The sequence below is a fragment of the Kitasatospora sp. NPDC007106 genome (assembly GCF_040634455.1).
GTDB classification, from domain to species: domain Bacteria; phylum Actinomycetota; class Actinomycetes; order Streptomycetales; family Streptomycetaceae; genus Kitasatospora; species Kitasatospora arboriphila.
This window is the reverse complement of the sequence record NZ_JBEYFP010000006.1, coordinates 12,240-34,494: the sequence shown is the minus strand read 5'-3', so window position 1 is coordinate 34,494 and position 22,255 is coordinate 12,240. Positions and strand designations below refer to the sequence as shown.

Annotated in this window: 20 protein-coding genes and 1 pseudogene; 9 read left to right on the top strand and 12 right to left on the bottom strand. The window is 73.1% G+C overall.

Features of this window, described 5'->3' with window-relative positions; genetic code table 11:
- Positions 1-37 precede the first annotated feature (37 nt).
- Positions 38-448 carry a hypothetical protein gene (locus ABZ641_RS01560; RefSeq protein WP_359978317.1) on the top strand — a complete coding sequence of 137 codons (411 nt, stop codon included), beginning with the start codon at positions 38-40 and terminating at the stop codon, positions 446-448.
- Between the two features lie 584 nt (positions 449-1,032).
- On the opposite strand, the gene traB is transcribed toward ABZ641_RS01560, so the two are convergent.
- From traB to ABZ641_RS01535, 5 genes and pseudogenes are all read right to left on the bottom strand, one after another.
- Positions 1,033-3,063: a plasmid transfer protein TraB gene (gene traB, locus ABZ641_RS01555; RefSeq protein ID WP_359978315.1), complete on the bottom strand. Its 2,031-nt coding sequence runs from the start codon at positions 3,061-3,063 to the stop codon at positions 1,033-1,035.
- 14 nt (positions 3,064-3,077) lie between these two features.
- Positions 3,078-3,611, bottom strand: a complete 534-nt coding sequence (gene traA / locus ABZ641_RS01550; RefSeq protein ID WP_359978312.1) for a plasmid transfer protein TraA — start codon at positions 3,609-3,611, stop codon at positions 3,078-3,080.
- Positions 3,612-3,694: 83 nt separating this feature from the next.
- Positions 3,695-3,976, bottom strand: coding sequence for a hypothetical protein (locus ABZ641_RS01545; protein ID WP_359978309.1), 282 nt, complete (start codon positions 3,974-3,976; stop codon positions 3,695-3,697).
- A gap of 611 nt (positions 3,977-4,587) precedes the next feature.
- Positions 4,588-4,971 (bottom strand): annotated as a pseudogene (locus ABZ641_RS01540) (DUF2637 domain-containing protein); the annotation flags it as partial.
- Positions 4,968-5,360: a hypothetical protein gene (locus ABZ641_RS01535; RefSeq protein WP_359978306.1), complete on the bottom strand. Its 393-nt coding sequence runs from the start codon at positions 5,358-5,360 to the stop codon at positions 4,968-4,970. The gene ABZ641_RS01535 and the pseudogene ABZ641_RS01540, both read right to left, overlap by 4 nt.
- A gap of 192 nt (positions 5,361-5,552) precedes the next feature.
- On the opposite strand from ABZ641_RS01535, the gene ABZ641_RS01530 reads away from it, so the two are divergent.
- Together ABZ641_RS01530 and ABZ641_RS01525 are read left to right on the top strand one after the other, a co-directional pair.
- Entirely contained in the window at positions 5,553-6,098 is a 546-nt protein-coding gene (locus tag ABZ641_RS01530; RefSeq protein WP_359978304.1) for an NADAR family protein, read from the top strand.
- A 1,585-nt stretch (positions 6,099-7,683) separates the two neighbouring features.
- A complete protein-coding gene (locus tag ABZ641_RS01525) occupies positions 7,684-8,304 on the top strand; it encodes a hypothetical protein (protein WP_359978301.1) in 621 nt (206 codons plus the stop codon).
- Positions 8,305-8,406: 102 nt separating this feature from the next.
- Here the strand turns inward: ABZ641_RS01525 and ABZ641_RS01520 are convergent, their stop codons facing one another.
- Complete coding sequence (locus ABZ641_RS01520; protein WP_344622640.1) at positions 8,407-9,789, bottom strand: glycine--tRNA ligase; 1,383 nt, start codon at positions 9,787-9,789, stop codon at positions 8,407-8,409.
- Between the two features lie 389 nt (positions 9,790-10,178).
- Between ABZ641_RS01520 and ABZ641_RS01515 the strand changes: the two genes are divergently transcribed.
- The 4 genes from ABZ641_RS01515 to ABZ641_RS01500 are packed head-to-tail and all read left to right on the top strand — an operon-like array spanning position 10,179 to position 13,514.
- Positions 10,179-11,153: a metal ABC transporter substrate-binding protein gene (locus ABZ641_RS01515; RefSeq protein WP_359978298.1), complete on the top strand. Its 975-nt coding sequence runs from the start codon at positions 10,179-10,181 to the stop codon at positions 11,151-11,153.
- Positions 11,154-11,167: 14 nt separating this feature from the next.
- Positions 11,168-12,085, top strand: coding sequence for a metal ABC transporter ATP-binding protein (locus ABZ641_RS01510; RefSeq protein ID WP_359978295.1), 918 nt, complete (start codon positions 11,168-11,170; stop codon positions 12,083-12,085).
- A complete protein-coding gene (locus ABZ641_RS01505; protein ID WP_359978360.1) occupies positions 12,085-13,068 on the top strand; it encodes a metal ABC transporter permease in 984 nt (327 codons plus the stop codon). Before ABZ641_RS01510 ends, ABZ641_RS01505 begins: the two co-directional genes overlap by 1 nt.
- A gap of 35 nt (positions 13,069-13,103) precedes the next feature.
- A complete protein-coding gene (locus ABZ641_RS01500) occupies positions 13,104-13,514 on the top strand; it encodes a Fur family transcriptional regulator (protein ID WP_344622637.1) in 411 nt (136 codons plus the stop codon).
- A gap of 177 nt (positions 13,515-13,691) precedes the next feature.
- On the opposite strand, the gene ABZ641_RS01495 is transcribed toward ABZ641_RS01500, so the two are convergent.
- The 4 genes from ABZ641_RS01495 to leuA all read right to left on the bottom strand — a co-directional run bounded on the left by ABZ641_RS01495 (position 13,692) and on the right by leuA (position 18,367).
- Positions 13,692-14,543, bottom strand: coding sequence for an isoprenyl transferase (locus ABZ641_RS01495; protein ID WP_344622636.1), 852 nt, complete (start codon positions 14,541-14,543; stop codon positions 13,692-13,694).
- 2 nt (positions 14,544-14,545) lie between these two features.
- Complete coding sequence (gene recO, locus ABZ641_RS01490; protein WP_359978291.1) at positions 14,546-15,292, bottom strand: DNA repair protein RecO; 747 nt, start codon at positions 15,290-15,292, stop codon at positions 14,546-14,548.
- 353 nt (positions 15,293-15,645) lie between these two features.
- Complete coding sequence (locus ABZ641_RS01485; protein ID WP_344622634.1) at positions 15,646-16,323, bottom strand: TerB family tellurite resistance protein; 678 nt, start codon at positions 16,321-16,323, stop codon at positions 15,646-15,648.
- Positions 16,324-16,585: 262 nt separating this feature from the next.
- Positions 16,586-18,367, bottom strand: a complete 1,782-nt coding sequence (leuA, locus tag ABZ641_RS01480) for a 2-isopropylmalate synthase (protein WP_359978288.1) — start codon at positions 18,365-18,367, stop codon at positions 16,586-16,588.
- Positions 18,368-18,677: 310 nt separating this feature from the next.
- Between leuA and ABZ641_RS01475 the strand changes: the two genes are divergently transcribed.
- Positions 18,678-19,709: a M4 family metallopeptidase gene (locus ABZ641_RS01475; protein WP_344622632.1), complete on the top strand. Its 1,032-nt coding sequence runs from the start codon at positions 18,678-18,680 to the stop codon at positions 19,707-19,709.
- Between the two features lie 63 nt (positions 19,710-19,772).
- Positions 19,773-20,039, top strand: a complete 267-nt coding sequence (locus ABZ641_RS01470) for a protealysin inhibitor emfourin (protein ID WP_344622631.1) — start codon at positions 19,773-19,775, stop codon at positions 20,037-20,039.
- 38 nt (positions 20,040-20,077) lie between these two features.
- On the opposite strand, the gene ABZ641_RS01465 is transcribed toward ABZ641_RS01470, so the two are convergent.
- Together ABZ641_RS01465 and ABZ641_RS01460 are read right to left on the bottom strand one after the other, a co-directional pair.
- The gene (locus ABZ641_RS01465; protein ID WP_359978285.1) at positions 20,078-20,635 is read right to left on the bottom strand and encodes a hypothetical protein; all 558 of its coding nucleotides are present in this window, start codon (positions 20,633-20,635) and stop codon (positions 20,078-20,080) included.
- 64 nt (positions 20,636-20,699) lie between these two features.
- Entirely contained in the window at positions 20,700-22,178 is a 1,479-nt protein-coding gene (locus ABZ641_RS01460) for an insulinase family protein (protein ID WP_359978283.1), read from the bottom strand.
- Between the last annotated feature and the right edge of the window lie 77 nt (positions 22,179-22,255).

The following is a 22,255-nucleotide window of genomic DNA, read 5'->3' as shown; positions in this document are numbered from 1 at the left end:
CGTCGAAGGCGCCCTCGTCTCAGGCGTCAGTGCGCACGTGCTCGACCGCATCCTCGCCTCGCCCAACGTCGCCCAGGTGCTGCGCGCGCTGCCGACCTGGATGCACCTGGAGGTCGACGCGACCCGCCGCGCGATCCGCAGGGCAGCCCACACCTACGAAGCACTCCCGCGTGCCGCCGACGGCAGCGCGGAAGTTGACGCACCGGAAGTCGGACCAGGGTTGCCCCATGAGATCACCACGACGGAGGCCAGCACCCTCCTCGCCCTCAGCGAGAGGCGCGTCCGCCAGCTCGCTGCCGAGGGCATGGGGCGCAGACAGGCCGGCCGCTGGTTCCTGGACCGGTCCGCGGTCCTGGCCTACGCAGACCGGAGCCGCCCGATGCGAGGCAACCAGCACGGACGCTGCGCCGCAGCACCGCTACCAGCGTCTCACCGTACGGGACCGTGAGGCTGTCGACGCCTGGCGCGCCCTCGGCAACGACCTCGCCACATCCCTGCTGCTCGCCCTCGCCATCGGGGGCGAGCACCCGTCCGCCCAGCACCAACCCACACGAAAGAAGGACAGACGATGACCGTCGCATCCAACCCCCGCCCTGCTTCCCGGGGTAACTGGGAGTCGGGTCTCGCCGTGAACCTCGGCTTCATGATGCGGTCCGAGCCCGTGCGCCGCCTGACGGCCTCGGAGAGGGCAGCTCGGCTCGCCAGCCACGGCGTCCGCCCGCGGCCTGCCGCCCCGCCTCGGGGCGGGCGGGCAGCCTGACCCGAGGCAACACCCGCACGATGCGCCCGGCCGGGATTGGCCGGGCGCATCTGTTTGCCGCGAGGCGATCTCAGCGGGCGGCGTGCCGGGATCCTGGCAGCACCTGCGCCCGCGTATCGTGCACGACGAGGCCCCGCCGACATGCTCTCGGCGGGGCCTCGTCGTGCTGTCAGAACCAGGTGTCAGGTGGCGTCAGGACGGGTGTCAGGTGGCGCCTGACACCGCGGCTGCCTAGGGAAATGGGTGTCAGCGCCGTCAGCCCGTCAGGGCCGTCAGACGCCGGCCAGGGCGGGCACGATCCGGTACCGGCCGGACTGCCCGGTGGGCTGCAGCCGGCCGTCCTCGACCATGCGGCGGAACTCCCCGGACACCCACGCCCGGCTGCGCCCGACGGCAGCCTTGGCCATGACGTCCTTCGGCCCGATGACCATCACGCCGTCGTCCTCGAAGCCGGCCACGATCGCGTCCATTGCGGCGCGGGCCTCCTCCTGGCTGAGCTCGGAGCTCGGCGGGGCGAACGGCACATCGGCCAACGGGGCCGGGACCTGGTCGAGCTCAGCGGCCGGGTCGATCTCGTCGTCCTCGACGTCGAGGCGGCCGGCGCTCTCGTACACGCTGCCCCCGTCGTCGTCCTGGTCGCCGTCGGCGACGGTGCCGTTGCTGCGCTCGGTGTACGCCTTGCCGACCGTGGCGGCCGCGGCCTTGGCGGTGACCGGGTCGGGGCGGGCCCCGTGCCGGGCGGCCCACGCCGCCAGCTGCTCCATGACGCGGGCGGCCTGTCCGGTGAAGCGCCAGGTGCGGGCCGGGGACGGGTACCGGTTCTCGTCCACGCCGGGGGTGACCAGGTAGCAGTACCCGGGGCGGCGGTTGCCCCACGCCCCGGGGTGGGCGCCCGCGTCGAGGACGGACGGCGGCAGGGCGAACCCTTCGTCGCGCGGGTCGACGCCGAAGCACAGCGCGGACGGCAGCGAGGCGCGGGTGCTGGTGGACATCTGGTCGTGGGAGGGGCGCTGCAGGGAGATGACCAGGGCGATGCCAGCGGAGCGGGCCTCCTGCGCGGCGCCGGTGAACGCGTCGTCGCCCATGAACCGCAGCGTGTTCGCGGCCTCCTCGAACCACGCGACCAGGAACGGCATGCCCTCGCAGCCGCACGCGGTGCCGTCGGGGCGGCAGGTGTGCGCCGGGTCCGTCTGCTGCTCGGCGGCGGTGGCGACCCACTGCCGGTACCCGTGCTGACCGAGCCACCGGGTCCGGGCGGGGATGGCGGCCTGCAGCGCGGTCACCATGGTCTCGGTCTCGGCGCCGCCCTCGACCGACCAGTCGATGCCGGGGCGCAGCGGGCCGAAGTCCTGGAACGCCTTGGGGTCGGACAGCCACAGGATCACGTCTCGGCGGGACACGATCTCGGTCAGCAGGTTCAGGGCGCCGTCGCCCTTGCCGGAGCCGGTGCCGCCCGCGATCAGCAGGTGGGTGGAGTTGCGGCCGGTCTCCGGGTCGCCGGGCAGCCAGATCAGCAGCGGGCTGCCGTCGTCGTACCGGCCGATCACCAGCGGCTCGGTGATGGAGCCGCCGACGTTGGACGGGCCGGACCACTCGACCACTTCGGCGAGCATGTCGCGGGGAACGACGACCAGGTCGCCGCGGCGCGCGGATCCGGGGTCGGGCAGGTAGCGGACCGCGGTCGGGGCGACGTCGAGGGCGGAGGCGATGTTGCCCAGTGCCCGGGAGACGTCGTCGTTGGTGAGCTCTCCGGCCGGGAGGGTGAGCTGCGCGGTCACCCGGTTCGGCTCGACCTCGGCACGGCGGATCTTCGTCCCGGCCAGCTTCACCTTCTCCAGCAGCGTGCCGTCCGCGTCGGCGGCGGCCTGCGCCGCGTCGGGGTTGCGGCGCATCACCTGCCGGATGTTCCACGACAGGGCCAGGGCGCCGCCGCCGACCCAGTACGCGCCGAAAGTCAGGGAGTTCCAGCCGGCCAGCGCCATGCCGGTGAACCAGCCGGAGGTCGCGGCCACGGTGACCGCCGAGTGCAGGCGCCGCTGCGCGCTGGTCGACCTCCCGGCCCACCAGGTCGCCCCGGTCAGGCCGACCGACGCCAGGGTCAGGCCCACGCCGTACCCGACGGAGCCGTGCGCCGGAATCCACGCCAGGCTGCCAGCCACGCCGGTTCCGCCGGCCAGCAGCCACGGCGGGGTGTAGGGCTTGGCCCGGTTCATCGCCCACGCCATGATGCCGCCGGCGGTCGAGGCGCCCTCCAGGTTCTCCCGGTGTTCGGCCTCGGGGTTGTGCGCCGTGTTCTTCGCCATGACGGTGACTCCTCTCAGAACTGGAACGGTCGCTGCTGGCGCTGCGGGCGGGGGTTGGCGACGTCGGCGTACTCGCGCTGGAACGCGGCCCACGCGGCGGCGGCGTCCTTCGCCGCGTCGGACAGGGCGTCGGCGGCCTTGGCGAGCTTGCGGCCGACCGCGCGGGCCCGCATTCGGGCCTGGAAGACGTTGTCGCCGGGCAGCGCCGGGGCCTGCTCGAGGGCGGCCTTGAGGATCTCGGCGCCCACCTCGACCTCGATCGCGGCGTACATGGCGAACGCCCGCAGCGCCTCGCAGTACGAGCGGACGTCCGCGGTGGAGTAGAACGCCGGCTCCGGCAGGGCCAGCGGGCTGGTGCGGTTCAGGCCGACGCCGGGGTTGGCCGCCGCGCCCACACCGCCGCTGCCGGTCGGGGCGCTCTTGTTGACGTTGATGTTCAGGCCGGGCGAGAAGGTGGCGCCGGCCCCGAAGCCGTTCCGGGTGGTGCTGCCGGATGCCCCGGCGGAGCCGCTGCGGGTCTGCCGCGGCGGGATGTTCGACGTCGTCACGATGGTGTCCTCTCGGATCGAGGGGCCAGGGCTGTCCCGGCTCCCCACCCCCGCCCGGACGACCGGGCGAGGACGGGCAGCCGTCAGCCGCGCCGCATGTCCTTCGCGATCCACCGGCACACGAGGGCGGTGACCGCGATGGCGAGGGCCGCCAGGCCGACCGCCAGCAGGGCCGCGGTGACGGCCAGCAGGGTCGGGATCAGCACCGCCGCGGCGCCCGCGCCGGCCGCGATGTACCCGCCGTACGGCCGGGCGGGTACAGGCGCCGGAGGCTGCGGGTACACCGGGTACGGCGCCGGGTACATCGGCTGCTGCAGCGCCGGGCTGTGGTCGTGCCCGCAGGTGCAGGCGTGCTGCTCGCTCACACCGTCACCCCCTGCTCCACGTCGGCCCGGAGGGCGTCCTGTACCCGCTGCGCGCGGGACTGGCCCACCCCGAGTACAGAGCGGATCTCCCTGATCGGGGGCACCTTGCCCCCGTCGACGTACTCGGCGAACTTCTCCCGGCCGCGGGCGATCAGCTCCGCCTCGGCGTCGCCCGTACCCGCCTCCGGCTCGTCTTCGGGTACGTACTCGACGTGCACCTCGGCGCGGGTACGGGCCTGCTCGGCGGCGAGCACGGGGTGGGTACGCGCGGCCTCCTCGACGGCCGTCGGCGCCCACTGCGGCAGCGGCAGGAAGTCGAGCCGTACCCGCTCCTCCTCGACCGGGTACGGCGCGGGTACGGGCTCCGGGTACACCGAGCCCTCCACCACCTCGGACAGCTCCTGCCGCCCCGTCAGGTCCCCCGAGGACCGGGCGGACTCAGGTCCCGAGAGGACCTCTGTAAGGGACAGGTCGTCCCTTACCGGCGCCACGGTGAGGGACAGTTCGTCCCTCACCGACTCCGCGGGCAGGGCATCTGAGAGGGACAGACTGTCCCTCTCAACCCCGGCCGACACAGGGACAGCCTGTCCCTCTGTGGCAGTCAGCGCCCCGTGGACCTGCCGCATCAGCGCACCGAAGGCCAGCAGGGCGGCGGTCGGCGGCACCGCGGCGGTCACGTAGTCGAGCGGATCGGTGCCGGTGACCCCGGCAATGTTGAGGGCGATGGAGCCGCCCGAGCCAACCACGGTCAGCCCGACCGCCCACCAGTCGGTGGAGCGGGCCAGGGACGCGCGGAGCATCAGCAGCTCGCCCGCGACGATGAACAGGTCCAGCGTCGCCGGCCACGCCCACGCCCGGACCTCGGAGCCGCCCAGGCCGTGCTCAGCCGCCACGGTGTGCAGGTGTGCGTAGCTCAGCCAGAACGCGGCACCGGTGAGAGCCACGATCACCGCCACGGCGGCGCCGGTCAGCCACTGGGAAGGGGTTGCCTTCATCGGCCGGCCTCCCGTCCCTCGAGGACAGCCAGCTCACGGGCGAACACCCGGAGCTGGACCGCGTGGCCCGCGATGGCGTCCGCCAGGGCGAACAGCCCGGCCGCGTCGTAGCGGTAGCAGGCACCGGCGATGGACACCGCGGCCCGCGTCTCCCGGTAGGCCGGGACGCTGCTGTACGGGGACTGGGTCAGGCCCACGTCGAGCAGGTCGACCAGGCCGCGGGCGGTCTGCACGGGCAGGTCGGTCACCGGGCCGTCGTGGGTGAGGTCGACCAGGTGCTCGCCCTGGTCGTGGCGGCCGAGGCACCAGGCCGGCTCTCGGACGGTAACGGTCGTGCCGTCGATGAGTCTCACCGCGGCGGTACGCCGGGGAGTAGGGTCGTGCGTCATGGGTTGGGCTCCTGCCTTGGAAGGGTCCGGTCCTAGGCGCCGCTCGGTGGTTGCACACCGGGCGGCGTCGTCGTGCTAGCGCGAGGTCAACCAGGAAGCGGAGGTGCTCGGGTGGCTACCGAGGGCACATCGAGGGCACAAGGCAGTGAAAAACTGCGCGAAACGATGGCAGAAGCCGAGAGGCGTTTTCGCATGTCAAAGCCCCTTTTTGAGCATCAGTGCACGTCAGGGATCAATTGCCCCCACATCCTGCTCTTCTGGGGCCACCGGCCGGAGCCCGACGGCCGGATCGGTCCGGGGTCGCTCAGCCAGTGGTGGCCCGGGGAGTTCACCGTGGACGGTGTCACCTACCGCTCCGCGGAGCACTGGATGATGGCCGGGAAGGCCCGCCTGTTCCAGGACGAGCAGACGCTGGCCCGCATCCTGGCCGCACCCACCCCGGGCGAGGCCAAGAAGCTGGGTCGCCAGGTCCGGGGCTTCGACGAGGAGCGGTGGGTCGCCGAACGGTTCGAGCTCGTGGTCGCCGGCAACGTGGCCAAGTTCGGGCAGGACGACGCGCTGCGGAACTACCTGCTGGGCACCGCCCAGCGCGTCCTGGTGGAGGCCAGCCCGCTCGACCGGCTCTGGGGCATCGGCCTGGCGGCTGACAACGAGCGGGCCACCCGACCGCAGGAGTGGCGCGGCCTCAACCTGCTCGGCTTCGCCCTGATGGAGGCCCGGGCCCGGCTCATCGCCTGACCCTGGCCCTGAACCCTGGCCTCGGCCCTGAACCTGGCTCCGGACCCCGGCCCCGGCCGTGACTCCCGGCCGTGACCCTGGCCGCGGGTCCCGGACTGCCCCTGACGCCGATGCAGGGCTGCGCCCCGGGCAACCACCCGACACCCGCACCCTCGGAACGCCACCACTTCTTCCGGCGACTTCAACCCCCGCCACCTGCAACGTCATTCGCCGAAAATCGGCGGACTCACGCCTGTAACACCGACGCCGTATGGCTTGGTGAGGATGGCCCGAGGTAGGGCCAGGGGGCCGGCTGGGCGGCCCCGAGGTGGAGAGGCTGGTCGGACGAGGGATGACAGTGCAGGAGCTGGGGCCCACAGCAGCGGACATCCACATGCTGCGGACGGAGTTGGACGAACTACTCCGGGCGCGGCAGTACGCAGCACAGCGCGAACGACGGCTCGCCGAGGCGGTGCAGGCGGCGAGCCAACCGGACCGGGCGCACGGCTACGCCCAACCACACCAACAGCCGGACCCGGAACTCCTACGGCGCCTCGCACAGGCCCGGTCCCTGCGGGAAGGACTGGGCACTCGCTGCCTCGACTTGAGCGAACGCCTCTTGGCACTGGAGGATCTCGCCCGGCAGAACGGCGGCTTTCCCCAACGCAGTTACCGCGAACCGTCCGGCCCCGGCGGCACCGGCGGCGCCGGGCAGCAGGACGCGGTACCGCGTCAGCAGACTGCGGGCACCCGGCCGTCACCCTTCGGCGCCGGCCCTCACACAGTTGGCCCCCACACCACCGGCGACCGCAGCACCGGCTACCCCAACACCTACTCCCCGCAAGCCGGTTCACTGCCTCCGGGTCCGCCGTTCCAGGGAGCCGCTGCTACCACCCCCACCGCACCGGCCACCCCCACCGCCGGTGCAGCGGCCGCACCCCAGTACCGGCCGATCCCCGAACCCCCGGCACCACCAGTCCCACCGACTCACACCACCGCGCGGACGCCCGAGCCGGCAACGAAACCGGCGGTCGGGCCTGCGGCCATGGCTGCGGCCGAACCGAAGCCCGCGAAGCGCAGGCGTCCCACCGGGGCCCGGTTCGGCGGCGCGTTCGTGGAGGAACAGGAGCCGGAGCCGGTCCGGGCCACCGCGGCCGAGCAGGCTGCGGCCGAAGCCGCAGGGATGGCCCCACCGTCCGCTCCAACGGTGGCCCCGGTCCGCGGGGCCCGCTTCGGCGGTGTCCGGGGTGCGGCATCAGGCGACACCGAATACCGATCGGCGCCGGCCGACAGCGAACCGCCCACACCCTCCACCTCCACCTCCGCACCCACCGCTCCAGCCGCTCCCGTCACTCCCGCTCCTGCTCCCGCTCCGCCGCCACGCAGTGCCGAGGAGCTGGCCGCCCTCGCCGTCCGCGTCGGCGAGTTGCACGGCCGCGGTTCGGCGCACGAGTCGGCAGCCGTCGTGGCGCAGGCCGCGGTCACCCTCGCGCCGCAGGACGTGGCCCGTCTCGCCGCTCTGCTGCGATCGCAGGGGCCGTACGGTGCGGCGGGCTACCTAGTCCGCGCGACGGCGCACGGTTCGCCGGACCAAGCGGCCGGCACCTTGGCCGAGCTCCGCCGAGTGGGGCTGGCGGACGAGGCGAACGAACTGTTCCATGCCCTGTGGGGCGTACCGGGTTCGGCGCTGCCGGCGCTGATCGCGGCCCTGGAACGGGCGGGCCAGGCCGCCGACGGCCAGACCCTGCTGTGGGAGTGGGCCTCCGCCCCGCCGGCCGAACTGGCTGCACTGACCGCCGGTCTGGCCGCGGCCGGGCGCACCGGTGACGTCCGGCACCTGCTGCGGCAGGTTGCGGGCCGGCCGATCGCCGATGTGGCCGCCACCGTCGAGCAGTTGGCGTTCCCAGATGCTACGGCGGCACCGCCGGGCACGGGATCCGTCCCGCATCCGGCCGCCCCACATCCGGCCGCGCAGCAGGCCACCGCGCAACAGGCGGCCACGCAGCGATTCGCCGCCACACTGGTGCGTGAGACCGCGGGGCTGCGCTCGCCCGGTGACCTCGCCGAACTGGGGCGCGCTCTGCTCCCGCACCGCGAGCTGTACCAGGTGCTGCTGGGTGCGGCGGCCGCACTGGAGGAGAGCCGTTCGCGAGGGGTGCTGGCCGCCCTCCGGTCGGCGGGGCTCCCGACGGCACCGCCCGCACCCCGCCCCCGCGGTCGCCGCTGACCTCTGCCGTCGATCCGGCACGGGGAACGACTCGGCCCCCTCTGCCGCAGAATCTGCAGCGGAGGGGGCCGGGTCGGCGGACCGAAGGGCGTCGTACCGAGGTCAGCAGCCGATCAGGCGGGCGGCCAGGTAGGACTTCACCTGGTCGAGGGAGACGCGCTCCTGCGCCATGGTGTCGCGCTCGCGCACGGTCACCGCGTCGTCCTCGAGGGTGTCGAAGTCGACGGTGACGCAGAACGGCGTGCCGATCTCGTCCTGGCGGCGGTAGCGCTTGCCGATGGCGCCGGCGTCGTCGAAGTCGACGTTCCACGCGGTGCGCAGGTCGGCGGCGAGGCCGCGGGCCTTCGGCGAGAGGTCGGCGTTGCGGGAGAGCGGGAGCACCGCGACCTTGACGGGGGCGAGGCGCGGGTCGAGCCGCATGCCGACGCGCTTCTCCATCTGGCCCTTGGCGTTGGGGGCCTCGTCCTCGAAGTAGGCGTCGATCAGGAAGGCGAGCATGGCGCGGTTGAGGCCGGCTGCCGGCTCGATGACGTACGGGAAGTAGCGCTCGCCGGACTCCTGGTCGAAGTACTTGAGGTCCTGGCCGGAGTGCTCGCTGTGCACGGCGAGGTCGTAGTCCGTGCGGTTGGCGATGCCCTCGAGCTCGGAGAACTCGGTGCCGCCGAAGTTGAAGCGGTACTCGATGTCGACCGTGCGCTTGGCGTAGTGGGAGAGCTTCTCCTTCGGGTGCTCGAAGAAGCGCATGTTCTCCTCGCGCAGGCCGAGGTCGCGGTACCAGTTCCAGCGCTGCTCGAGCCAGTACTCGTGCCACTTCTCGTCCTCGCCCGGCTTGACGAAGAACTCCATCTCCATCTGCTCGAACTCGCGGGTGCGGAAGATGAAGTTGCCGGGCGTGATCTCGTTGCGGAAGCTCTTGCCGACCTGGGCGATGCCGAACGGCGGCTTCTTGCGCGAGGTGGTCTGAACGGCCTTGAAGTTGGTGAAGATGCCCTGCGCGGTCTCCGGGCGGAGGTACGCGAGGCCGGAGCCGTCCTCGACCGGGCCGAGGTGCGTCTTCAGCATGCCCGAGAACTCCTTGGGCTCCGTGAAGGAGCCCTTGTTCCCGCAGTTCGGGCAGTTGATGTCGGCGAGGCCGTTGGCGGGCAGCTTGCCGTGCTTGGCCTCGTACGCCTCCTCCAGGTGGTCGGCGCGGAAGCGCTTGTGACAGGAGAGGCACTCGGTGAGCGGGTCGTTGAAGGTGGCGACGTGGCCGGAGGCCTCCCAGACCTCCTTGGCGAGGATCACCGAGGAGTCGATTCCGACGACGTCCTCACGAGCGGTGACCATCGCCCGCCACCACAGGCGCTTGATGTTCTCCTTGAGCTCGACACCCAGCGGACCGTAGTCCCAGGCGGCGCGGGTACCGCCGTAGATCTCGCTGCAGGGGTAGACGAAGCCACGGCGCTTGCTCAGGCTGACGATCGTGTCGATCTTGTCGGCGGCCACAGTGCTCTCTTCAGTACGACGGCACGGTCTGGGCACGGCTGGTTGCACGCACCCGAATACCTCAGGTTACCGGGCTCGGGGGTGGTGCAGTCACATCAGTATCGGCCGCACCGCATGTTCCCGCGGCGTTCGGACGGCACTTTCCCGCCCGGCTCCAGGGCCTCCCGCCCGCACGCCACCTCCCCGACCCCCGCGCGCCCACCCGTTCACCGCCCTCCTGAGCCCACCCGTTCACCGCCCTCCTGAGCCCACCCGCTCGCCGGCCTTCCCACACCCGTCCGGGCCGCCGGCCACCCCGCCGGCCCACCGCGGTCCACCCGCGCAGCGGACGCGCCTCACCCAATCGGGTGAGTTGACAATCATTTCCACATAAGATGAGAATGGTTGTCATGACGCTCCCCCGACCCTCCGGCGGCACCCGCCGCCGCCCTGCCAAGGCCGTCGCCCTCACTGCCACCGCCCTCGCCGCCGCCCTCGCGCTGACGGCCTGCGGCGGCACCAGCAGTGCGCAGGACGCCGGCGGCAGACTGTTGGTGGTCGCGTCCTTCTACCCGATGGAGTTCCTCGCCTCGCAGATCGGCGGCGAGCACGTAAAGGTGACCGATCTGACGGCCGCCGGCGTGGAGCCGCACGACCTCGAACTCACCGCCAGGCAGGTCGGCGCCGTCCAGAAGGCCGGGGCGGTCCTCTACCTGAAGGGCCTGCAGCCGACGGTCGACAAGGCGGTCGAGCAATCACACTCCAAGCACGTCGTCGACGCCACCGCGGCCTCCCCGCTGGTCGACCACCACCTCGACGAGGGCGGCGAGGAGGCCGACGGCCACGGTCACGAGCACGGCGGCCCGGCCGGCGACCCGCACATCTGGCTCGACCCGACCCGGTACGCGGCGGTCGCCAAGGCGGTCGGTGCGGCGTTCGCCGACGCCGACCCGGCGCACGCCGCCGACTACGAGAAGAACACCGCCGACCTGGTCACCCGACTCACCGCGCTGGACACGGAGTTCCGGGACGGCCTGAAGGGCTCGGGGACGAAGGCCTTCGTCACCAGCCACGCCGCCTTCGGCTACCTCGCCGACCACTACGGTCTGGAGCAGATCGCGATCAACGGGGTCGACCCGGAGGCCGAGCCCAGCCCGGCCCGGCTCGCCACGATCCAGCAGGCGGCCCGGGAGCACGGCGTCACCACCATCTTCTTCGAGAGCCTGGTGAGCCCCGCGCTCGCCACCAGCGTCGCCAAGGACCTGAAGCTGCGGACCGCCGTGCTCGACCCCATCGAGGGCATCAAGAACGGCAAGGGCGACTACTTCTCCGTGATGCGGCAGAACCTGACCAACCTCCGGGCGGCGCTCGGCGCCACCAGCTGACGGGACACCACGCCATGAGCCCAGTCCTCCCCGAGCGCACCACCGCGCCCGAAGCCCCCACCGCGCCCGAAACCACCACGCCCGACGCAGCCCCCGACGCGTCCGAGGCCACCACACCCGACGCAACCCCTGAGGCAGCACCGGAGGCGGCACCCGAGGCGGCACCCGACGGCCGGCCGCCGGCCGTCCGTCTCCGCGAGGCGGTCGCCTCGGTCGGCGGCCGCCCGGTGCTGCGCGGTGTGGACCTCACCGTCCGCCCCGGCGAGGTGGTGGCCCTGCTCGGCGCCAACGGTTCGGGCAAGTCGACCACCGTCAAGGCGGTGGTCGGCGGCGTCCCGCTGGACCGCGGGCATCTGGAGCTGTTCGGCACCTCGTACCGCTCGTTCCGCGCCTGGCGCCGGATCGGGTACGTGCCGCAGCGCACCACCGCCGCCGGCGGCGTCCCGGCGACCGTCCGCGAGGTGGTCTCCACCGGACGGCTGCCGCAGCACCGGCTGCTGCCGTTCCGCCGGCGCGACCGGGCCGCGGTCGACCGGGCGCTGGCCGCGGTCGGCATGCTGGACCGAGCCGAGGACGGCGTGACCGGGCTCTCCGGCGGCCAGCACCAGCGGGTGCTGATCGCCCGCGCCCTGGTCGGCGAACCGGACCTGCTGATCATGGACGAGCCGATGGCCGGCGTCGACGTCGCCAGCCAGCAGGTGCTCGCCGACATCCTGGGCCGGGAGGCCGACCGCGGCTGCGCCGTCCTGCTCGTCCTGCACGAGCTCGGCCCGCTGGAGCCGCTCATCGACCGGGCCGTGGTGCTGCGGGACGGCTGCGTGGCGCACGACGGCCCGCCGCCCCAGGGGGTCGGACAGCACGCCCTGCCCGGCCACGACCACGTCCACCCGCACGCCGACGACCACACCCACCCCCGAGGACTGCTCGCATGATCGAGATGCTGCAATTCGACTTCATGCAGCGGGCGCTGGTCGCCGCCGTGCTGGTCGGGATCACCGCGCCGGCCGTCGGCGTCTACCTGGTGCAGCGGCGCCAGGCGCTGATGGGCGACGGCATCGGGCACGTCGCCCTCACCGGCGTCGGCCTCGGTTTCCTGTTCCAGACCAGCCCGGTCTGGATGGCCGTCCTGGTCTGCGTGCTGGGCGCGGTCGTGATGGAGCTCGTCCGCTCGCGCGGCAACCAGCGCGGCGACATCGCCCTCGCGATGCTCTTCTACGGCGGCATGGCCTGCGGCAAGCTGCTGGTCAGCGTGAGCGCCCAGGCCGGCAGCGGCAACCTGGAGAGCTACCTGTGGGGGTCCATCCTCACCGTGGGCCCCGGGGACCTCGCCACCATCGCCGTACTGGCCGCGGTGGTCGTGGCCGTCACCTTCGGGCTGCGCCGCCAGCTGTTCGCGATCTGCCAGGACGAGGAGTTCGCCCGGGTCACCGGGATCCCCGTCCGGGTGCTGAACCTGCTGCTGGCCGTGATGGCCGCGGTCACCGTGACGGTGGCGATGCGGGTCGTCGGACTGCTGCTGGTCAGTGCGCTGATGGTCGTCCCGGTGGCGGCCGCGCAGCAGGTGACGCGTTCCTTCCGGGCGACCCAGGCGGCGGCGGTCGGCCTCGGGATCACCGTGGCGGTGCTCGGGGTGGCCGGCTCGTACCAGGCCGACGTGCCGTCCGGCCCCGCGATCGTGCTGCTCGCGATCGCCGCCTTCGCCCTGCTGGGCGCGGTGGCGGGCCCGCTGGCCCGGCGGCGGCACCGGGCCGCGCCGGACTCCGGTCCGGAGGTCTGCGACGTGGTGCTGCCCGCCCAGTCGGCGGGCCGGGAGGCGGGCCGGACGGCGGAGGCTCCGGATCAGGAGGGGGCGTCCACGGGGCGGAACGGACGGCGCGAGAGCGAGCCGTCCGCGGGCCGGGGGCTGGCACAATGAGGTGCGACAGCATCCCACCCCCAGGAGGACCCACGGTGACCACCGCAGGCCCGACGCCGCGAGCCCGATCCACTCGGCAGCGAGCCGCCGTCTCGGCGGTGCTGGACGAGATCGAGGACTTCCGCAGCGCGCAGGAGCTGCACGACATGCTCAAGCACCGGGGCGACTCGGTGGGTCTGACCACGGTCTACCGTACGCTGCAGTCCCTCGCCGAGGCCGGTGAGGTGGACGTGCTGCGGACGTCCGAGGGCGAGGCGGTCTACCGGCGGTGCAGCAGCGGGCACCACCACCACCTGGTGTGCCGCACCTGCGGCGCGACGGTCGAGGTGGAGGGTCCGGCGGTGGAGCACTGGGCGAACGCGGTCGCCGCCGAGCACGGCTTCAGCGACATCGCGCACACCCTGGAGATCTTCGGCACCTGCGGGAACTGCGCGCAGAAGGCCTGACCGCGCGGGCAGACACCCGCACGCACGGCGCCGGAACACGCGGGGCCGGACCACAGGCACCGGAACATGCGGAGCCGGAGCACACGGCGCCGGAACAGCACCGCACCTGAACACGCGAGAGGCCCGGGCCGGTCGGCCCGGGCCTCTCGCGTGCACGCGGAAGGCGGGTACGGCCCGTCAGCGCTGGGCCGGGAGCTCCGCGGCGGCGGCCTCGGCGGCGGCCTCCACCTCGTTGGGGATCGCCCCGCCGAAGCGGCGGTCGCGCCGCGCGTACTGCTCGCAGGCGCGCCACAGGTCGCGGCGGTCGAAGTCCGGCCAGAGCACGTCCTGGAAGACGAACTCGGCGTAGGCGGACTGCCAGGCGAGGAAGTTGGAGGTGCGCTGCTCGCCGCTGGGGCGCAGGAACAGGTCGACGTCCGGCATGTCGGGGTAGTACAGGTACTTGGCGAAGGTCTTCTCGTTGACCTTCTTGGGGTCGAGCCGGCCGGCGGCGACGTCGCGGGCGATGGCCTGGGCGGCGTCGGCGATCTCGGCGCGGCCGCCGTAGTTGACGCAGAAGTACAGCGTCATGGCGGTGTTGTCCTTGGTCTGCTCCTGGGCGACCTGGAGCTCCTGGACGACGCTCTTCCACATCTTCGGCATGCGGCCGGCCCAGCGGATGCGGATGCCCATGGCGTCCATCTCGTCGCGGCGGCGGCGGATGACGTCCCGGTTGAAGTTCATCAGGAACTTCACCTCCTCCGGGGACCGCTTCCAGTTCTCGGTGGAGAAGGCGTAGAGCGAGAGGTTCTTGACGCCGATCTCCAGGCAGCCGCGGAGCACGTCGAGGACGACGGCCTCGCCGACCTTGTGGCCCTCGGTGCGGGGCAGGCCGCGCTCCTTGGCCCAGCGGCCGTTGCCGTCCATCACGCAGGCCACGTGGTTGGGCACCAGCTCGCCGGGGATCTTCGGCGGGCGGGCGCCGCTCGGGTGCGGCGCCGGGGTCTCGTACACCCGCTGCTTGCTGCCGAAGAGCCGTCGTGCTGCCATGCTCACTTCTCCACGTATCTCATCGAGCGGATGCCCCGCTCCAGGTGCCACTGCAGATAGGCGGCCACCAGCCCGCTGCCCTCGCGCCAGTAGCGCGGCTCGCAGGCGTCCGCCGTCTGCCAGTCCCCCGACAGCAGTGCGCCGAGCAGGACCAGTGTCTCAGGGGAGGGTACGGCACTTCCAGGGACCCGACAGTCGGCGCAGAGCACGCCGCCCGCCTGGAGCGAGAAGAACCGGTTGGGTCCGGGCAGGCCGCACTTGGCGCACGCGCCGAAACTCGCGCCGTAGCCGTTGACCGCGAGCGAGCGCAGCAGGAAGGCGTCGAGCACCAGGTGCGACTCGTGCTCCCCCGCGGCGAGCGTGCGCAGGCCGCCGACCAGGAGCAGGTACTGCTGGACGGCGGGCTCGCCCTCGTTCTCGGCGAAGCGCTCGGCCGTCTCCAGCATGGCGGTGCCGGCGGTGTAGCGGGCGTAGTCACCGACGATCCGGCCGCCGTACGGGGCGATGGTCTCGACCTGGGTGCACAGCGGCAGGGAGCGGCCGACCAGGTCGCTGCCCCGGCTGAAGAACTGCACGTCGACGTGGGAGAACGGCTCCAGCCGGGCGCCGAACTTCGACTTGGTGCGGCGCACGCCGCGGGCGACGGCCCGGACCCGGCCGTGCTGGCGGGTGAGCAGGGTGATGATCCGGTCGGCCTCGCCGAGCTTCTGGGTGCGCAGCACCACGCCGTCGTCGCGGAACAGGCTCATGCGGCGGCACTCCGGGCGACGGCGGTGGGCAGTATCGGCATCCCCCCATTCTCGCGCACGCCGACCGGGTCCCCGGGCGGACCCGCACGACCCGACCCGACGCTCATGGACCGACCGCGCGGCGGTCCGCACGGCCGTCCGCGGGCAGCCGTGAGCCCCGCACCGGGGCCGGGGGGGTTGCCCTGTCGGTGCGGGTCACGGCGGGCCCGGGAGGGGGGAGTCGGGCCCGGTCGGGGGCGCGGCCCGGGAAACGGGCGGCGTGGGAAGGGACGGGAAGGTGTGGGAAGGGGACGGGAAGGTGTGGGAAGGGACGGCAGGGCGTGGGAAGGCGCGGGCGAGCGGGGGCGGCGGCGTCAGCGCGGGGCGCGGGTCGCGTCCTCCAGCAGGTCCTCGACCCGCGGGGGTCCGATCCGCAGACAGCGCCCGACGGCGGCGAGGGCGGCGCGCTCCTGCGGCAGGTAGCCGCCGTCGGCAAGGGCGATCCAGGCGCCCTGCAGGACGAGCCGTTCGCGGCCGGCCGGTGCCAGGTGCGGGGCGAGCGGTTCGAGGGCGGCGTGGAGTTCGATGGCGAGGCCGCCGGCGCCGCTCGCGGCGGTGTCGTCGACGTCCTGGGGTTCGCCGCCGCTGCGGCCGGTGAGGGCGGCGAGGGAGGCGAGGACCTGGGCCTCGCCGCAGTCGTCGAAACCGGCCTCGCGGATCAGGGCGCAGGCGGCGTCACGGCCGGCCCGGCTGCCGGATCCGCCGGCGGCGAGGACGGCGAGGGCGACGGTGTACTGGGCGTCGCGGAGCATCGCGGCGAGCCGGACGGAGGTGAGCTGCTCCAGTGCCTCGACGCCGTAGCGGCCGTGGCAGCTGGTGCACTGCACGCTGCCGATGACCGGGCCGAGCGGCAGGACCGGGGTGCCGAGCAACCGCAGCCACCGCCGGCCGTGCTGTCGGCGGTAGTTGCGGTCGCCGCCGCAGCCCGGGCAGAAGAAGTCACCGAGGACGTCAGTCCGCCAGCGAGGACGGACACCCCACAACCCTGTCACGGCGCCACTCCCCAGACATGGCAGGCGGCCTGCACGTCTGCGGGCAGGTCACGCGACCGGACTCCGCTGGCCGTCCCACCGACCCCGGTTCCGGTGCGTCGATGTTGCCACGGTTACGGGCACGTGTCAGCACCCCGAACGGGTGCCGGGGCGAAAAAATGTGGCGCAGGACACACGGGGTGGCGGGAGGGGCCGGACGGCCCGGAAACGCGGCGAGGGGCCGCCCCCACGGGCGGCCCCTCGTACACGTCGCTTCGGCGTGTCAGCTGCGCTGCGCGCGGTTGACGGCGCTCACCAGGGCCTTCAGCGAGGCCAGCACGGTGTTGCCGTCGATGCCGACGCCCCACAGCACCTTGCCGTCGACGGCGCACTCGACGTAGGCGGCGGCCTGGGCGTCGCCGCCCTCGCTCAGCGCGTGCTCGGCGTAGTCCAGGACGCGGACGTCCAGGCCGATGCCGGCCAGCGCGTCGACGAAGGCGGAGACCGGGCCGTTGCCGGAGCCGGTCAGCGCGGTGCGCTCGCCGTCCACCACGGCCTCGGCGTGCAGCACGTCGCGGCCGTTCTCGGTGGTCAGGCTGCGCGGGCCGTCCAGCGAGATGCGGCCCCACGCGTTGTCCGGGGTCGGCAGGTACTCGTCCTGGAAGACCGCCCAGATCTCGGCCGGGGTGACCTCGCCGCCCTCGGCGTCGGTCTTCGACTGGATGTTCTTCGAGAACTCGATCTGCATCCGGCGCGGCAGGTCCAGCTTGTGGTCGTTCTTCAGGACGTACGCGATGCCGCCCTTGCCGGACTGGCTGTTGACCCGGATCACGGCCTCGTACGAGCGGCCGACGTCCTTGGGGTCGATCGGCAGGTACGGGACGCCCCAGGTGAAGTCGGCGACCGGGACGCCGGCGGCGGCCGCGTCGGCCTCCAGGGCGTCGAAGCCCTTCTTGATGGCGTCCTGGTGGGAGCCGGAGAAGGAGGTGTAGACCAGGTCGCCGGCGTAGGGGTGGCGCTCGGCGACGCCCATCTGGTTGCAGTACTCGGCGGTGCGACGGATCTCGTCGATGTCCGAGAAGTCGATCATCGGGTCGACGCCCTGCGAGAACAGGTTCATGCCGACGTTGACCAGGTCCAGGTTGCCGGTGCGCTCGCCCTGGCCGAACAGGCAGCCCTCGACGCGGTCGGCGCCAGCCATCACGGCCAGCTCGGCGGAGGCGACGCCGGTGCCGCGGTCGTTGTGCGGGTGGGTGGACAGGCAGACGAACTCGCGGCGGGACAGGTTCCGCGACATCCACTCGATCTTGTCGGCGTAGACGTTCGGGGTGGACCGCTCGACGGTGGTCGGCAGGTTCAGGATGATCTCGCGGCCCTCGCCCGGCTGCCAGACGTCCATGACCGCCTCGCAGACCTCCAGGGCGAAGTCCAGCTCGGTGTCGATGAAGATCTCCGGCGAGTACTCGTAGCCCAGGACGGTCTCGTCGCCCAGGATCTTCTCCGCGTACTCCATCACCAGGCGGGTGCCGTCCACGGCGATCGCCTTGATGTCGTCCTTGCTGCCCTTGAAGACCACCCGGCGGAACAGCGGCGAGGTGGCGTTGTACAGGTGGACGGTGGCCCGGGGGGCGCCCTTCAGGGACTCCACGGTGCGCTCGATCAGGTCCTCGCGGGCCTGGGTCAGCACCGAGATCGTGACGTCCTCGGGGATCGCGTCCTCCTCGATCAGGGAGCGCACGAAGGCGAAGTCGGTGGCGCCGGAGGACGGGAAGCCGACCTCGATCTCCTTGTAGCCCATGCGCACCAGCAGGTCGAACATCTTGCGCTTGCGGGCCGGGGACATCGGGTCGATCAGGGCCTGGTTGCCGTCCCGCAGGTCGGTGGACAGCCAGCGCGGGGCCTGCGTGATCACCTTGCTCGGCCAGGTGCGGTCGGGCAGGTCGACGGTGCCGAAGGGTACGTAGCGGTGGAACGGCATGCCCGAGGGCTTCTGCTGGACCGTGTGTGCCGTGATCGGGGTGGGGCGGTCGATGAACGCGCGGGCGACGGACGACTGCTCGGTCATGGGGTGACTCTCGGCTTCCATGTCGATTGCGGGCTGATCGGGGCTTGGACACCCGAACTCGGCCGACTGGTGTGCCGCATCCAGAAAAGGGCGCAACACGACTCCCCGCGGCGAGGGAGCCGGCCTCCGATGGACTACAGGCCCTCGCCGCGGCAGCTAAGAAGAAGCAGCCCGTAACGCATGATGCTCCCCAGCGTAACCCAGCTCCCCGGGCACACGAAGTGAAGCCCACCACGATTCCACCCACTGAGACGGTTCGCTTCCTGCAGGGGTCGTGACATCTCGTCATGGATGCGTCACCCTGGGCGACATGGCTGCGACTCCCGCGTACCCGTGCTGCGCCATCGTCCCGCCCCACATCCTCGACCGACTGGCCGATCTGGGCCACGCGCCGGCCCGGCGCTCGGTGGCCGTCGACACCGCCCTGCGCGAGCAGCGACTGCTCGCCGTCCCCTCCGCCGCGGCCGCGCCCCACCGGCTGACCCGCACCGTCGCCGACGCCGGCCACACCGAGACGCTGCCCGGCCGCACCGTCCGCACCGAGGGCGGCGGGCCGGTCGCCGACGACTCCGCCGACCGCGCCTACGACGGCCTGGGCGCCACCTTCGAGCTCTACCGCGAGGTGTACGGCCGGGCCTCGATCGACGACGCCTGGCTGCCGCTGGACGCCACCGTCCACTACGGCGACCGCTACGACAACGCCTTCTGGAACGGCAGCCGGATGGTCTTCGGCGACGGGGACGGCGAGATCTTCGTCGACTTCACCGTCTGTTTGGACGTCATCGGCCACGAACTCACGCACGGCGTCACGCAGTTCACCGCCGACCTGGAGTACCGGGACCAGCCGGGCGCGCTCAACGAGTCGCTCTCCGACGTCTTCGGCTCCCTGGTCAAGCAGTACGCGCTCGGCCAGCGGGCCGAGGAGGCGGACTGGCTGATCGGCGCCGGCCTGCTCGCCCCCGGGGTGCGCGGGGTCGCCCTGCGCTCGATGAAGGCCCCCGGCACCGCCTACGACGACGACCGGCTCGGCACCGACCCGCAGCCCGCGCACATGGACGGCTACGTCCGCACCCGGAGCGACTCCGGCGGGGTGCACATCAACTCCGGCATCCCCAACCGCGCCTTCTACCTCGCGGCGGTCGCGATCGGCGGCCACGCCTGGGAGGGCGCCGGCCGGATCTGGTACGACACCCTCACCAGCGGCCGGCTCTCCCCCACCACCGACTTCGCCGCCTTCGCCCGGGCGACGGTCGCCACTGCGAGCTCGCACAACCCCCGGGTGAGCGGCGTCGCGGACGCGGTGGCCGACGCGTGGTCACAGGTGGGAATCAGCACAACCTGAGGTACGGGTGGACTCTGTGAAAGACCTCGGCAAAGCCCACCCCTGCGTAGCACACTGACAACCATGCGTATCCAGGTCACCAGGACCGGCGGCTTCGCCGGCCACGCCAAGCACGCCGAGCTGGACACCGCCGCGCGCCCCGACGCACCGCACGTGCACGCACTGGCCCGCGAGGCGATGGCCGGCGGGCTACGCGCCCCGTCGTACGGCGTGCCGGACGGCTTCCACTACGAGATCACGGTGGACGGCCGCACCGTCTACTGCGCCGACCCGAAGCTCACCGACTCCCAGCGCGAACTGGTCGGCCTGGTCATGCGCGAGGGCGCCTGAGGGTCGCGGGGCGCCCGAGCACCACACCCGTCCGTCCGTCAGCGGCGACGCGCCTCGAAGCGGACGAAGTCCCGCCCGCGCGGCCCGGCCCGGTGGAACAGCGACTGTCCGACGGCGGTGTCCGGGGCGCCGACCACCGCGCACAGCCGGCGGAGCACGTCCTCGCCGCTCGGCCGGCTGCCGTCCGGCGCCGGGTCGTTGCGGACGGCGGCCAGGGCGGCGGGGTCGGGCAGTCCGGCCTTCTCGGCGGTCTTCGCGCAGTGCGCGGCACGGGCCGCCGGGTCCGCGGGCGGCGTCCAGTCCGCGGCCCAGCTCAGTTCGCGGAAGCCGCCGCCGGCGAAGCAGGCCGTGGCGCCGGCGCACCGCCCGTCGTCCTCCAGCACCCAGACCGGGGCCTTGAGTTCGAACGCGAGGTCGAAGGCCGGGTCGAGCAGCCGGGAGCGGGAGATCCGGCCGAACCGCGGCTTCGGCGGGTCGAAGAGGACGGCCGTGCCGCCGGGCGTGCCCGGGTAGAGGTAGCCGCCGAGCCTGGACCGCCCGAGGGCGGCCCGGACCCGGTCGGTGTCGGCGGCGGTGACGGCGGCGAAGGTGGGCACGGCGGAACTCCGGTCGGCGGAACGGACGCTGGGAACGCGCCGGGAAGACGAGGGGGGTGGGGGCTCAGTCCGCGGGGCGGAAGGCCGAGGCGGCGTACCGCAGGTGCTCGGGCACGGCGGCGTCCACGGCGTCGACGGCCGCGCCGATGCCGGCCCACAACTCCGGCACCACCGGGATCACGCAGGCGTCGCGGCCGAAGACGACCCGGCCGGGGCCGCGCATCTCGACGCCCACCACCTCGGCGAACGGCACGTGGTGCACCCCGCCGTCGGGTTCGCGCGCCCACAGGCCCCGGTCGTCGACCGCGAGACGGGCCCGGCGGGCCTGCGAGGAGCGCAGCCGGGCGCTGAGCGGCGGACGGAACACCGCGGCGCCGGAGGGCAGGTCGCGCACGGTGGCGCAGGAGTACGCGGGCAGCGGGCGGCCGTCCGGCAGCACCGCCTCGACCTCCGCGTCGGAGGGCACCACGAGCAGCACGGTCTCCAGCGCGCGGGCGAACGCCTCCCGGGCCTGGTCCGGGGTGACCTTCGCGAGGGCGGCGAGGCGGGTCTGCGCGTCCTGGCACTCATCGCCGAAGAGCAGGGCGCCGGCGGCCTCGCCGAGCTCGTGGGTGACCGAGCGAGGGTCCTCGAAGAGCTCGCGGAGACCGGTGACCTCCTCGGCGAGTTCGGCATCGGTGGGGCCCTCGGCGGCGAGGCGGAGCGCGCCCGCCCAGAGGAGTTCGGCGACCCGCGCCTCCTGGCCCTCGCGGGCGTCCAGGCAGATGGTGCGCTCGCCCCGGCCGGGGCCGGCGTGGACGGTGTCGCCGCCGACGTCGTAGGAGAGGCCGTGCTCGTGGCGGACGGTGGCGCGCAGGCGCTCGGAGAGGACCTTGCAGGCGAGCAGCAGCGCCGGATCGTCGAGGTCGCCGCGCAGGGCGATGCCGGGGCCGGGCACGTCCTCGTGGCGCCAGGACGGGCCGGTGTGCAGGACCGGCCGGGGGGTGCTGCGGTCGGGCCGCTCGCCGTCGGGCAGCGGCAGGCGCAGCCCCTCCGGGGGCGGGCCGGTCAGCAGGAGGACGGCGTTGTTGCGGTGGAAGTACCGTTCGACGGTCCCGCGGACGGCCTCGACGGGGATGCGGTCCGCGCCGGGGCCGCGGAAGGCGGCGAGGCCGAGGCCCTGGGCGCCGTAACGGTGGGAGAGGAGCTCGCCGGTCATCGGGTCGGCGACCCTGCCGTCCTCGGCCGCGAGGACGCCGGCCTCCTGCTCGATGCGGTCCAGCGGCAGCGCGGTGAGCGCCCCGCAGACCGCGGCGAGGAAGGCGGTGACCTGCTCGGGGCGGCCGGTGCAGGTGAACTGGGTGGTCAGCAGGTCGACCGAGGCGTTGTGGTCGTGGTGCAGCCGCGGCAGGGTGCTCATCGCCAGGTGCTCGATCATGTGGGTGGTGCCCAGGGTGCGCAGCGTCTCGTCCTGCGCGCCGCACCCGAACATGAGGACCGCTTCGAGCGGTCCGGGCGCTTCCGCCCACAGGACGGGGATTCCGTCGACGACCTCGTGGTTCACCGGGCGATCATAAGGGGAATCCATCGACCCGCTTGTGACGATTTGATGACGGAGCACATGACCGCGGCCGCGCCGCG